This window comes from Corynebacterium sp. HMSC065D07 (genome assembly GCF_001810695.1).
GTDB classification, from domain to species: domain Bacteria; phylum Actinomycetota; class Actinomycetes; order Mycobacteriales; family Mycobacteriaceae; genus Corynebacterium; species Corynebacterium hesseae.
Genome location: NZ_KV802475.1, coordinates 45547 through 56789, shown reverse-complemented (window position 1 = coordinate 56789; position 11243 = coordinate 45547). Strand labels below are relative to the sequence as shown.

The 11243-nt window shown below is 63.7% G+C and carries 14 protein-coding genes; 5 read left to right on the top strand and 9 right to left on the bottom strand.

The window, feature by feature from the left end; genetic code table 11:
- The first annotated feature begins 252 nt into the window (after positions 1 to 252).
- On the top strand, positions 253 to 462 hold the full coding sequence (locus tag HMPREF2760_RS11545) for a hypothetical protein (RefSeq protein WP_070597460.1): 210 nt from the start codon (positions 253 to 255) through the stop codon (positions 460 to 462).
- A gap of 125 nt (positions 463 to 587) precedes the next feature.
- Here the strand turns inward: HMPREF2760_RS11545 and lepA are convergent, their stop codons facing one another.
- Positions 588 to 2435, bottom strand: coding sequence for a translation elongation factor 4 (gene lepA / locus HMPREF2760_RS11540; protein WP_070565201.1), 1848 nt, complete (start codon positions 2433 to 2435; stop codon positions 588 to 590).
- Positions 2436 to 2453: 18 nt separating this feature from the next.
- On the opposite strand from lepA, the gene HMPREF2760_RS11535 reads away from it, so the two are divergent.
- The 4 genes from HMPREF2760_RS11535 (at position 2454) to HMPREF2760_RS11520 (ending at position 5337) form a co-directional block, all read left to right on the top strand.
- Positions 2454 to 2975, top strand: a complete 522-nt coding sequence (locus HMPREF2760_RS11535; RefSeq protein ID WP_070519531.1) for a type II toxin-antitoxin system PemK/MazF family toxin — start codon at positions 2454 to 2456, stop codon at positions 2973 to 2975.
- Between the two features lie 117 nt (positions 2976 to 3092).
- Positions 3093 to 3356: a 30S ribosomal protein S20 gene (gene rpsT, locus HMPREF2760_RS11530; protein WP_010190855.1), complete on the top strand. Its 264-nt coding sequence runs from the start codon at positions 3093 to 3095 to the stop codon at positions 3354 to 3356.
- Positions 3357 to 4166 (top strand): DNA adenine methylase, encoded by an 810-nt coding sequence (locus HMPREF2760_RS11525; protein ID WP_070564686.1) that lies wholly within the window; start codon positions 3357 to 3359, stop codon positions 4164 to 4166.
- Complete coding sequence (locus HMPREF2760_RS11520) at positions 4159 to 5337, top strand: type II restriction enzyme (RefSeq protein WP_246823691.1); 1179 nt, start codon at positions 4159 to 4161, stop codon at positions 5335 to 5337. Before HMPREF2760_RS11525 ends, HMPREF2760_RS11520 begins: the two co-directional genes overlap by 8 nt.
- Here HMPREF2760_RS11520 and HMPREF2760_RS11515 read toward each other — a convergent pair.
- The 8 genes from HMPREF2760_RS11515 to rsfS form a co-directional block, all read right to left on the bottom strand.
- A complete protein-coding gene (locus tag HMPREF2760_RS11515; protein ID WP_070519522.1) occupies positions 5334 to 5975 on the bottom strand; it encodes a LysE family translocator in 642 nt (213 codons plus the stop codon). The genes HMPREF2760_RS11520 and HMPREF2760_RS11515 overlap by 4 nt on opposite strands.
- Positions 5972 to 6340: an ankyrin repeat domain-containing protein gene (locus HMPREF2760_RS11510; RefSeq protein WP_070530472.1), complete on the bottom strand. Its 369-nt coding sequence runs from the start codon at positions 6338 to 6340 to the stop codon at positions 5972 to 5974. Before HMPREF2760_RS11510 ends, HMPREF2760_RS11515 begins: the two co-directional genes overlap by 4 nt.
- An 11-nt stretch (positions 6341 to 6351) precedes the next feature.
- Entirely contained in the window at positions 6352 to 7299 is a 948-nt protein-coding gene (gene holA, locus HMPREF2760_RS11505; RefSeq protein WP_070597458.1) for a DNA polymerase III subunit delta, read from the bottom strand.
- A complete protein-coding gene (locus HMPREF2760_RS11500) occupies positions 7296 to 8546 on the bottom strand; it encodes a ComEC/Rec2 family competence protein (protein WP_070597457.1) in 1251 nt (416 codons plus the stop codon). The genes holA and HMPREF2760_RS11500 overlap by 4 nt, the downstream gene beginning before the upstream one ends.
- Positions 8543 to 9145 (bottom strand): ComEA family DNA-binding protein, encoded by a 603-nt coding sequence (locus HMPREF2760_RS11495; protein ID WP_070597456.1) that lies wholly within the window; start codon positions 9143 to 9145, stop codon positions 8543 to 8545. The genes HMPREF2760_RS11500 and HMPREF2760_RS11495 overlap by 4 nt, the downstream gene beginning before the upstream one ends.
- Positions 9146 to 9249: 104 nt before the next feature.
- A complete protein-coding gene (locus HMPREF2760_RS11490; RefSeq protein WP_070597455.1) occupies positions 9250 to 10038 on the bottom strand; it encodes a DegV family protein in 789 nt (262 codons plus the stop codon).
- Positions 10038 to 10736 carry a histidine phosphatase family protein gene (locus tag HMPREF2760_RS11485; RefSeq protein WP_070597454.1) on the bottom strand — a complete coding sequence of 233 codons (699 nt, stop codon included), beginning with the start codon at positions 10734 to 10736 and terminating at the stop codon, positions 10038 to 10040. Before HMPREF2760_RS11485 ends, HMPREF2760_RS11490 begins: the two co-directional genes overlap by 1 nt.
- Positions 10733 to 11200 carry a ribosome silencing factor gene (gene rsfS, locus HMPREF2760_RS11480; protein WP_070597453.1) on the bottom strand — a complete coding sequence of 156 codons (468 nt, stop codon included), beginning with the start codon at positions 11198 to 11200 and terminating at the stop codon, positions 10733 to 10735. The genes HMPREF2760_RS11485 and rsfS overlap by 4 nt, the downstream gene beginning before the upstream one ends.
- Positions 11201 to 11243: the final 43 nt, after the last annotated feature.

Sequence of the window (11243 nt, the reverse complement as noted above, 5' to 3'; positions counted from 1 at the left end):
AAGGAAACAGCTAACCACCAGTGACAACACTGCCACCCGCGGACCACATCAAGGCACGCGGGCACATCGGTGATCCTTAAGTCAGCGCACTCGTCGGCCTAGGACAGGTTGAGACGAAAACCGGTGATCCCTGCCTGAACTTCCCCGGAATAGTGGGTGCACTGGTTCTAATTCAATACCGTGCACATAAAAGACTTGTTATCGTACTAGTAGCTACAGTGACCGAAGTTTTCACGCATGAAAGGACTACTCGTGACTAACCAAGTAAGCGTGTGGAAGATTGCCACCTCAATCGCAGTCGCGGGCAGCATCCTCCTGCTTATTCTTTACGTGGGTCTAAGCCGCTATTACAACTCACAAGAGCTCGCCATGCTTGTGAACGGCGCCACCGCCAACGGCCAGGACTACTCGGTGACAATCCACAATCAGCTCACCGGCGGCTACTCCTTTAACGCCCAGTAGGCAGGCTGAAAGCGCCATATCAAACCGGGCGCTTTCAGCCTCCAACAGCGCAAGTTCGCCCTGATCAGCACCAATAGCTCCAGACAGTGATGGTGGCCCGACCGGTACCGGAGGTGCTCGATGCGTTAGTCGGCGTCCGTGGACAGCGCCGCCACGAAGGCCTCCTGCGGCACGGACACGGAGCCGATGGACTTCATGCGCTTCTTACCGGCCTTCTGCTTCTCCAGCAGCTTGCGCTTACGGGAGATATCGCCGCCATAGCACTTGGCCAGCACGTCCTTGCGCATCGCGCGGATGTTTTCACGCGCGATGATCTTTGAGCCGATGGCCGCCTGGACCGGCACCTCGAACTGCTGGCGCGGGATGATCTCCTTGAGCTTCTTCGTCATCTTGTTGCCGTACCACTGCGCGGAATCACGGTGCACGATAGCGGAGAAGGCATCCACCGGATCACCGTTGAGCAGGATGTCCACCTTCACCAGGTCCGCCAGCTGTTCGCCGGCCTCCTCGTAGTTGAGGGAAGCGTAGCCCTTGGTGCGGGACTTCAGCATGTCGAAGAAGTCGAAGATGATTTCACCCAGCGGCATGGTGTAGCGCAGCTCCACGCGGTCCTCAGACAGGTAGTCCATGCCGCCCATCTGGCCGCGCTTGGACTGACACAGCTCCATCGTCGGGCCCACAAACTCCTCCGGCACGATGATGGTCATCTTCACAATCGGCTCGTGGACCTCACGCAGCTTGCCCGCCGGCCAGTCGGAGGGATTGTGCACATACGATTCCTCGCCGTCCTCGGCCACCACGCGGTAGGTCACCGACGGGGCGGTGGAAATCAGGTCCAATCCAAACTCGCGCTCCAAACGGTCACGCGTGATTTCCATGTGCAGCAGGCCCAAGAATCCGCAGCGGAAGCCGAAGCCCAGGGCCACGGAGGTCTCGGGCTCGAAGGTGAGGGAGGCGTCGTTAAGCTGCAGCTTCTCCAGCGCATCGCGCAAGTCCGGGAAGTCCGCCTGGGAAATCGGGAACAAACCGGAATACACCATGGGGTTCGGGTCGGCGTAGCCCTTGAGCGGCTCGCTCGCGCCATTCGACGCCCACGTAATCGTGTCACCCACCTTGGTCTCACGCACATTCTTCACGCCGGTAATGAGGTAGCCCACCTCGCCCGGGCCCAGGCCCTCGCACTTCTGCATGGTCGGTGAAACAATGCCCACCTCCAGCAGCTCGTGGTTGGCACCCGTGGACATCATGGTGACCTTCTGGCGCGGAGTGAGCTTGCCGTCCATCATGCGGATATAGGTCACCACGCCGCGGTAGGTGTCGTAGACCGAGTCGAAGACCAAGGCGCGGGCCGGGGCATCGGGCCCGAACTCGGAGGTGGGCGCCGGGACAAGCTCCGCAACCTTGTCCAGCAACTCCGCCACGCCCTCGCCGGTCTTACCGGAGACGCGCAGCACCTCTTCCGGCTCGCAGCCGATGATATGGGCGATCTCCAGGGAGTACTTCTCCGGGTCGGCCGCGGGCAAGTCAATCTTGTTAAGGACCGGGATGATCTCCAGGTCATTCTCCATGGCCAGGTAAAGGTTGGCCAGGGTTTGGGCCTCGATGCCTTGGGCGGCGTCGACAAGCAGGATGGCGCCCTCACACGCCTCCAGCGCGCGGGAGACCTCGTAAGTGAAGTCCACGTGGCCGGGCGTATCGATCATCTGCATGACGATCTCCTCCCCCTTCAGGGGACCGGACTGGGGAATCCAGGGCAGGCGCACGTTCTGCGCCTTAATGGTGATGCCGCGCTCGCGCTCGATATCCATGTTGTCGAGGTATTGGTCGCGCATGTCGCGCTCCTCTACCACCTGCGACAACTGCAGGATGCGATCAGCCAGCGTCGACTTGCCGTGGTCGATGTGGGCGATAATGCAGAAGTTTCGGATCTTGGACGGATCCGTAAACGTAGTAGCCGCGAAGTTTGTAGACATGCGTTTAGAATAGACGACATGTCTAGGTTGGCCCGCATTCTCGGCATCGGAGGCCCCGAGCCTGTCGACGCCGGCCTCGAGCGCATCACCGAACGCTTGGGGTTGAACCAAAACGATTCCGTGACGGAACCCCGCAAGGCCGCCGATATCCGCGTCGAGGCCGCTTCCGCCCACCCGCGCAGCGTCTTCTTCACCCCGGACATGGACGGGCAGGCTGACTCCGGGGAAGTCGTGTGGGTGTGGGCGCCCTCCGATGGCAAGCAATCCCCGCCGCGCGAGCGCGCAGTGCTGATTGTTTCCCGCACGCGCACCACGGTGTTAGGTCTGCTTATTTCCTCCAACCCGGGCCACGCGAACAAAGAAGAGTGGCTCGATATCGGCACCGGCGAGTGGGATGAAACCGGCCGGCAATGCTGGGTGCGGATGGATCGAGTGCTGGAGATTTCGGAGGAACAGTGCCGCCGGCAGGGCACGCTCTTCCCGGAGCGGCGCTTCGAGCGCATTGCCAACCGCCTGCGCTCCCGCTATCACTGGGCGTGATTTGGGGATTTAGCCTGCGCCCTGATAAATTTCTTGGGATGCCGGGGCTCGCTGGCGGTCAGGACCTTGGGTCCGCCTTCCTCGGTAAAGCATTCCTACGACGATAAGAGGTAAACGATGGCAAACATCAAGTCCAAGCAGAAGCGCATCCTGACCAACGAGAAGTCTCGTCAGCGCAACAAGTCCGTACGCTCCGCCGTGCGTACCGAGATCCGCAAGTTCCGCGAGGCCGTCGCCGCTGGCGACAAGGCTGCCGCTGAGAAGCAGCTGCGCGTTGCTTCCCGCGCACTGGACAAGTCCGTGTCTAAGGGCGTCTTCCACCGCAACACCGCGGCTAACAAGAAGTCCGGTATGGCCACCGCCTTCAACAAGATGGCCTAAATGAAACCGCTCCTGAAGTGGGTGGGGGGAAAGCGCCAACTGCTACCCGTTATCCACTCCATGCTGCCCGAGAGCTTCGACGCTTATGTCGAGCCTTTCTTGGGCGGCGGGGCGGTTCTTTTTTCTTTGGCGCCCGAACGCGCCCGGGTCAATGACCTGAACACCGAGCTCATCACCGTCTACGAGGTGGTCCGCGATGACGTGGACGAGCTCATTGCCCTTTTAAAGGGCTATCCGAATGATTCGGATTTCTTCTACGAAATGCGCGCCCGCGACCGCGAGCCGGGTTTTGCGCATTTGAGTCCCGTGGAGCGGGCTGCACGCACGATTTATCTCAATAAGACCTGTTATAACGGGCTTTATCGGGTGAATAACTCGGGTCAGTTCAACGCCCCGTTTGGCCGCTATGCCAACCCGAAGATCTGTGATGAGCCCAATCTGCGCGCTGTATCGGAGTACCTGTCCTCCCACGACGTGACGTTTTTTAACGGCGACTATGCCGCGGTGGAGGCCAATGAGGGGGATTTCGTTTACTTCGATCCGCCCTATGATCCGGTCAACCCCACCAGCAATTTCACCGGCTACCAGTCGGGTGGTTTTGGGCGCGCGGACCAGATTCGGCTGAAGGAAACCTGCGATGCCCTTAATGCCCGCGGGGTAAAGTTCCTGCTGTCGAATTCGGCGACGGACTTCATCAAGGAGCTGTACGCGGACTATCGCGTCGAGATTGTCGGCGCTACGCGCGCGGTGAATTCCGTGGCGTCGAAGCGCGGCAAGGTCGATGAGGTGCTCGTGCGCAATTATGCTTAACGACGCCGCCTGGGACCTCGTCTACCCCCACCTCGCCGCCGACATCGCGGACCAGGGCTATGTGGTGTTGCCCGCCGCGAAGCTCAAGGAGCTTTCCGGGCGCGAGCCGCGGTTGATGGCCAAGCACGATTTTTCCGCCGCGCGCCCCGAGGTGCTTCGCCAGCACGGGTTGTCCATGCTGCCGATTCGCCGCGATGCCTACCTGATTGGCCGCTTTGACCTGTACCAGCCTTTCCCGGAGGAGGCCGGGCCGCTGAAGTCGATGCCGGTTCCGGGGCACATCCAGTCCATTGACTTCGAGAACTTGACCTCGGAGGCCGCAGCGTTGACCGCAGCACACTTAAGCGGCATGCTCGATGATTTCTTGGGCGGTGAGTTGGTACCGACCGTCAGCGGGCGCATGTCGACGCTCACGCTGCCCATGCGGGTCGGCGGACGCGATATCGAGGTGGACCGCGCCCAGATGGAGATCGACGCCGGCTTCGAATCCGCCGAGCACCTCGTACTCGTGGAAGCGAAGAACCACGTCTCCCCCGATTTCAACATCCGCCAGCTCTACTTCCCTTTCCGCCGCTTCTCGCTGGCACTGGATAAAGAAGTGGTGCCGGTGTATCTGGTCTATTCCAATGGCATCTTTCACTTCTACCGCTACGCGTTTAGGCAGCCGGAGGACTTCCGCAGCATCGAGCTGGTGAGCGCGGCGCGCTACGTTTTGGGCGAGTCCGGTGTGACTGATGCGGCGGTGCGCGAGGTTCTGGAGCACACGAAGGTCGAGGGCACGCGCGTTCCCTTCCCCCAGGCGGATTCCTTTGCCCGCGTCATCAGCTTGCTGGAGAACCCCGTGCCGAAGGCGGAGATGCCCGAGGCCTTCGGCTTTACCCCGCGCCAGGCTGATTACTACACCAACGCCGCCCGCTACTTAGGTTTGACCAAGCTCAGCGGCACGCGCGACGAGCGCAACCTCGCCCTCGTTGAGGCGCTGGCCTCGCGGCCGGTGTTCCGGGAGATGGTGCGGTTTGTCGTCGATAAGCACTGCGCGCTGAGCAAGGCCGAGGCGGCCGGGTTCATGCGCGCGGCCAACCTTGGCCTGAGTGAGACGACCCTACGCCGCCGCTCCGCCACGGTCGCGGCGTGGTCCCAGTGGCTCAAAGAACTACTCGATCAGTCCTAGGCGGCCTGGATACCGGCCCACACCAACGCACAGCCGGCCACCACGAAGAAGGCACCGGAACCGATGTCGATCCACGGGCCGGCGGCCAACAGGCGGCGGCGGATCGCGCGGGTCGAGATGACCGCCGAGAGGACAACGAAGAGCAGGTAGCTCGACAGGGACAGGCTCAACACCAAGGCCACCGAAAGCCACACCGGCGGGTGCGGCGGCAGCAGCGGGGCGATCATGGCGGCGAGGAAAAGCACGATCTTTGGGTTGGACAGGTTGGTGGCCAACCCCGTGCGGAAGACCTTGCCCACCGAACCCAAGCGGGCGGCGGCCTCCTCCTCATCCACCGGCGGCTGCTTGCGCAGCTCTAGCCCGGAGCGAATGGACAGCACGCCCATGAAGACGAGGAAGCAACCGCCAATCACCTGAATCAGGGAGAGAACTCCCGGGAAGGCGGTCAGCAAAGCGGCCGCGCCAAACACAGTCAGCGTGCACCAGAACAGCACGCCGACCTGAATGCCCGTCGACGCCGCGATGGCGTGGCGGCGCGAGCGCGTGGCATAGCGTGTCACCAGCACAATGTCGGGGCCGGGTGCCGCCGCGCCGACGAGGTTCATGAGGAGGATGGCCGCAAACGCGGACCAGCTCATGACAGGCGCTCGAGAAGGTCCTCACGTCCGAACATGCGAGCCGAGTCGAGGGCATTTGGCTGGCCGGCAGTGGGGTCGGCGCCGGCGTCGAGAAGGGCGTCGATCACCGCGTCTTCCTTCTTGAAAATAGCCCCGGCCAACGGCGACTGGCCGCGATCGTTGAGGAGATTAACGTCGGCGCCCGCCGCGGCGAGCTGGCGCACCAGCTCCGCATGGCCGTGGTAGGCGGCGAGCATGATGAAGGACTGCCCGTCCTGGTTCACCATGTCCACGTTGACGCCCTGCTTGATGTACTCGAGCAGCGTGGCATCGCCGTTGCGGGCAAAATCGAAAAGCTTGGTGGCAAAGTTCTGGATGTCATCCATGGAGGGTTAGTCTAGCGCGCCAGCTCCGCCACCCGCTTAACGGCCGCCTCGATGGCGAAGTCCTCGTCCCCGCCCTGACCCTTGACCGCGGCATCCAGCTCCGACATGAGGATCACGGCCTTGGTGATATTCTCTCCCGACCAGCGCCGCGCCACCGGGTGGGTGAGCTTGATGGCATAGGGCGCCATGCCGGTCTGGGAGGCCAGGGAATACTGATCCCCGCGCGCGGTGTAGAGGCGCGCGATGTTGCCCACCTTGTTCGCCAGGGCAGATGCAATGGCCACGGGGCTCGCCCCCAACTGCAGCGCCCGACGGCACGTGGACACCGCCGCCTCCACGCGGCCGGCCACGGCGGCATCCGCGATATCCCAGTTGGCCACCTCGGCCACGCCCACGTAGTACGCGTGCACCGCCTCGCGGGTTACCTTGCCCCCGGTATCGAAGACGAGCTGCGAGATGGCGGAGGCGAGCTCGCGGAGGTCGGAGCCGACACCGTCGAGAAGCGCCTGCACCACATCCGGTGTAGGCCGCACCCCGTGCGAGGCGAACTCACGGGTGGCCCACTGCGCGAGCTCGTTCGGGTAAAGCGAAAAGACCTCATGCACCTCGGCCGTCTTGCGCAGCGCCGCGATGAGCTCCGGCGGCTTCTTCTTTTTCTTCAGCGTCTTCGCCGTCACCGAGTACATCAAAATGAGCGTGATACCGGGCATGGGATTAGCGCAGGCGTCGAGGAGGATCTTCGTGACCTCCTTACCGGCCCTCTCCACGTCGCTGATGACGATGACGCGGTCCTCCCCAAACAGGGAGGGGCTGGTGGCTTCCAGGATCTCGCCCTCGCTGACCTCGGAGGCCTTGAGCTTGGTTACCTCGCCTTGTTGGATGGACAGGCGGGCGCGCTCGGCCAGGAATTCATCATCGCCGAGGATGAGGTGCACGGGGGCAGAAGACATGCCTGTCATCTTAGCAACGCCGCAATGACCCACCCGCCAAGCAGGAGCATCGCGACGGGCCCCGCCGCCACGGTGGTCACCGGCATGGAGGCGGCGACGAAGTGGATCCAATCCGCCAGCGGCTCAATAAGTATCACCAGCGGCCTGCCCCACCCCACCTGCGCCAGAACGGCGGCGATGAGCCCCACGACGGTGATGACGGGCACGACCGGGGCCACCAGCACATTCGCGATGACAGACACCACCGAGACCCGCCCGGACATCAGCGCGATGAGCGGCATGGTCACGATGTCCGCGGCGATGGCGACCGCAAAGGCCCGGGCCACGATGCCCGTGCCCAGCACCCGCAATAGCAGCGGGCTGAGTACTACGATGCCGGCGGTAGCCGCGACGGAGAGCGCGAAGCCGAAGCTGACCGCTAGGTCGCTGTCCGCCGCGAGCAGAAAGAGCACGCCAAGAGCCAGGGCATGGAGCGGCTCCATCTTCGAGGAGCTGAGCACCGCCGCCAGCCCCGCCAGCCCAGCGACGGTGGCGCGCTGGACGGAGGGCTCCCACCCCACCAGTGCCACGAACAACGCCAACGCGCTTGCCGACGCCCCCACCCTCACCCTCTGCCCCGGCACCACCAACGCGGCCGCGGTGCACACGATGGCGACGTTGGAGCCGGACACAGCACTCAAATGCGATAGACCCGTGTCGATGTAGAGCTGCTTATCCTCGGGGCTTTGCAGGCTGGTATCGCCCAAGACCATGCCGGGGATGAGGCCGTTGTCACACACGGCACGGAAGTTTTCCGCGACCGTCGCCGTCCAGCTGTGGGCGTGCGCGGTGAGCTCACCACTAAAGACGGTTGTGCCCACCCCTACCTGATCCGAGGGGCCGGGGTGACCGTGCACCGTCACCAGCGAGCCACCGAAGGCCTCCGGTTCCTCCTTGAGGAAGACCGGCAGCTGCGCCGGGTAGCCCGGCACGCGCAGGCGCACCATCCACCCGGATGCCGTCTGAACCGGGTCGGCGGCGAGCTTTCCCGTCACCTCCGTGCCGAAGTGGAACGCCGCGGCGCGCACCGAGCGCACATAAGCCAGGGTGGCGAAGATGACTCCGCTCGCCGCACATAGGATGCCCTGCCCGCGCCACTGACCGCGCGCTAGCGCGAAACACACCAGCCCGCCCAACAACCACGGATGGCCGAAAAGCACGGCGAGCGTGGCCAGCCACGCCACCACCGCGGCGGGCACGAGCCGCAGCTCCCTCACGGCCGGACCTTGTCCTTCAGCTTGGCGAACTTCGCCGGCCCAATGCCGGAGACGTCCATGAGCTGCTCCACGGAGCTAAAGCTCCCGACCTCTTCGCGGTGCGCGATGATCGCCGCCGCCGTGGCCGGGCCAATACCCGGAAGCTCCGTCAGCTCCTCCTCGCTGGCGGAGTTGAGGGAGATAGTGTCTTCGGCCGCAGCGCCTGGGGCAGCGGGTGGAGCGCCGACGGTGATCTGCTCGCCGTCGTTAAGCTTCTGCGCCAGGTTGAGGTTATCGGTGGGCACGCGCGGGCGCGCCACCTCGAGGGCGTCGTTAATGCGCGCGCCCGGTGCCAAGGTCACGAGCCCGGGATGCTCTACCTCACCCACGACCGCAACCACGATATCCGCCGCCACCTCGCTGCTCGGCGCGGCAACCTCATAGGGGTTCTCCGCGCTGCGACTCGCCCCCAGCCAGGCCAGGAGTGCAACGCCGGCCACGCCCACAACAGCCAGCGCCAACCAGGGCGGGACGCGCACGCGCGGAAAGTCGACGTTGAGCAGTTCTTCTTCCCCGGTCGGGCGGGTGAGGTCGCGAAGGCGATCAGCAATGGCGTTCATGCCCGCGACGCTACGCAGCGTCCACACCCCCGTCGAGGGCTTAAGCCGCAGCCTGTGGATAACTTGTTGCAGGCGTCAACAACGTCTTTAGCTCGGCTCCGCCGTCAGCTAAAGACCGCGGAGACGCCGATGGCACCGGGGCCGACGTGGACTGCGAGGACGTCGGTAAGCGGCACCAGCATGAAAGAGGAATCCGGCAAGGCCAAACGCAGCAAGTCCTCCAGCCGGCGGGCCGAGACCTTGTCCTCGTTGTACTGCACCGCGATGAAGGCCGGCTTGCCCTCGGCGCGGGAGGCCACCAGGTCCACGAGCTTGGTAAAGGCCTTGGTTTGGGTGCGGGTCTTGCCCACCATCTCCAGCTTGCCGCCCTGAATGGCCATGATCGGTTTAGTAGCCAGGAGTGCGGTGGACAGCATCGCCGTGGCCGCGGACATGCGCCCGGAGCGGCGAAGCTCCTCCGTCGAGCTGAGGTAGACCAAGGTATGCCCGCGCTCAAGGGTGTTGATGGCCGCGGCATAGCACTCGTCGAGCGAAGCGCCCTCTTGCGCAAGCTTGGCCGCCGCCATAGCAGCCGCGCCCATCGCCATGCCGGCAGTGCCGGAATCAATAACACGCACGGTGTTCGGGAAAACGCCGGAAGCGGTCACCGCCGCCGACCACGTCGAGGACAGCTCCTTCGAGAGATGGATGGCCAGCACACCATCATCACCGGAGCGCTCCATCTGCCGCCCGTATAAAGCAGCCAGCTCAAAGGCAGTCAAACCGGACGTGGACAGCTCCGCGCCATCCTTGCCATGGCTTTCCATGACGTGCAGGTCCACGACGCAGATGCCGAGTTCCTCGACGATATCCGCCGGCAAGCCCGCGGCGGAATCGGTAACAACGCGGATCACTAGACGTCCGCCCCCGCGCCCCCGATGACGGCGCCACCCATATTCCAGCCGTCGAAGTACCACTGGGCGCGGCCGACGTTCTCCGGGGTGAATTCCAGCGGGGACAGCGGGCGTGCAGCATCAAATTCGGGCCGTGCGGTCAGCTGCGACCAGTGCGTATTCTTCAGCCCAGACAGGATCCCGTACTGGTGGTGCTCCAGGCCCAGAAGGTGGCAGGTCAGCGCGGAAATGGCACCGCCGTGCGCGACGACGAGGACCGCCCCCTCATCCCACTGCGGGTGATTCTGCATGAGCTCATCAATCACGGGGCGGGCACGGTTGGCCACATCGACGCGGCTTTCGCCCTGCGGCGGCGCCCAGGTGGGGTCGTGGCGCCACAGCGCACGCGCCCCAGGAAACTGCTCATCTACTTCAGCGGAGGTCATCCCCTGCCACTCACCGAGGTGGGTTTCGCGCAGGCGCTTATCGACGGACACCTCAAGCCCCAAGCGCCGAGCAATGATCTCCGCGGTGTCGCGCGCACGGATGAGATCCGAGGAGACGATCGCGGTGATATTTTTGCCTTCGAGCAGGTCAGCAGCCGCGCGCGCCTGCGAGTAGCCTACCTCTGATAGCTCGGTGTCCAAGTGCCCCTGCATCCGGCCGGTGGCGTTATAGGTGGTCTGGCCGTGGCGGATGAGGAGGAGGCGGCGGGTCATAATTCGTCGTCTTCCGGCTCTGGCTGGGCCAGGGGAATCTCATCGATCGATTCAACATCGCGCGGGTTGACTTCATCAGACCACTCGCCGGGGCGTTCCGGGGTGTCCAGACCGGGGATGTCGAGAAGCGGGCAGTCGTGGTACAGGCGGTCCAGGCCATAGAACTCGCGCTGGTCGTTGCGCTGGACGTGGACCACGATGGGGCCGTAATCGAGCAGGACCCAACGGTTCTCGCGATTGCCTTCGCGGCGCTTGGGTTCAAAGCCCTTCTTGGTCAGCTCGTCTTCAACTTCCTCGACGATGGACCCCACCTGGCGCTCGGTATCGGCGGAGGCCAAGACGAAGACCTCGGTAATCGCCAGCACGTCGGAAACGTCAATAGCGGCGATGTTGGTGGCCAGCTTTTCATCCGCAGCCAAGGCGGCGGTTTCCGCCATGCGGCGTGCTTCATCAGTAATCGACATGACAATCCCTACACAAGTACTTTTCTGCTTAAGAACTCTAGTC

Coding starts and splice junctions, on each gene's coding strand:
- lepA (WP_070565201.1), bottom strand. CDS start 2,435: ATGTCTACAAACTTCGCGGCTACTACGTTTACGGATCCGTCCAAGATC.
- HMPREF2760_RS11535 (WP_070519531.1), top strand. CDS start 2,454: ATGTCTAGGTTGGCCCGCATTCTCGGCATCGGAGGCCCCGAGCCTGTC.
- rpsT (WP_010190855.1), top strand. CDS start 3,093: ATGGCAAACATCAAGTCCAAGCAGAAGCGCATCCTGACCAACGAGAAG.
- HMPREF2760_RS11525 (WP_070564686.1), top strand. CDS start 3,357: ATGAAACCGCTCCTGAAGTGGGTGGGGGGAAAGCGCCAACTGCTACCC.
- HMPREF2760_RS11520 (WP_246823691.1), top strand. CDS start 4,159: ATGCTTAACGACGCCGCCTGGGACCTCGTCTACCCCCACCTCGCCGCC.
- HMPREF2760_RS11515 (WP_070519522.1), bottom strand. CDS start 5,975: ATGAGCTGGTCCGCGTTTGCGGCCATCCTCCTCATGAACCTCGTCGGC.
- HMPREF2760_RS11510 (WP_070530472.1), bottom strand. CDS start 6,340: ATGGATGACATCCAGAACTTTGCCACCAAGCTTTTCGATTTTGCCCGC.
- holA (WP_070597458.1), bottom strand. CDS start 7,299: ATGACAGGCATGTCTTCTGCCCCCGTGCACCTCATCCTCGGCGATGAT.
- HMPREF2760_RS11495 (WP_070597456.1), bottom strand. CDS start 9,145: ATGAACGCCATTGCTGATCGCCTTCGCGACCTCACCCGCCCGACCGGG.
- HMPREF2760_RS11485 (WP_070597454.1), bottom strand. CDS start 10,736: ATGACCCGCCGCCTCCTCCTCATCCGCCACGGCCAGACCACCTATAAC.
- rsfS (WP_070597453.1), bottom strand. CDS start 11,200: ATGTCGATTACTGATGAAGCACGCCGCATGGCGGAAACCGCCGCCTTG.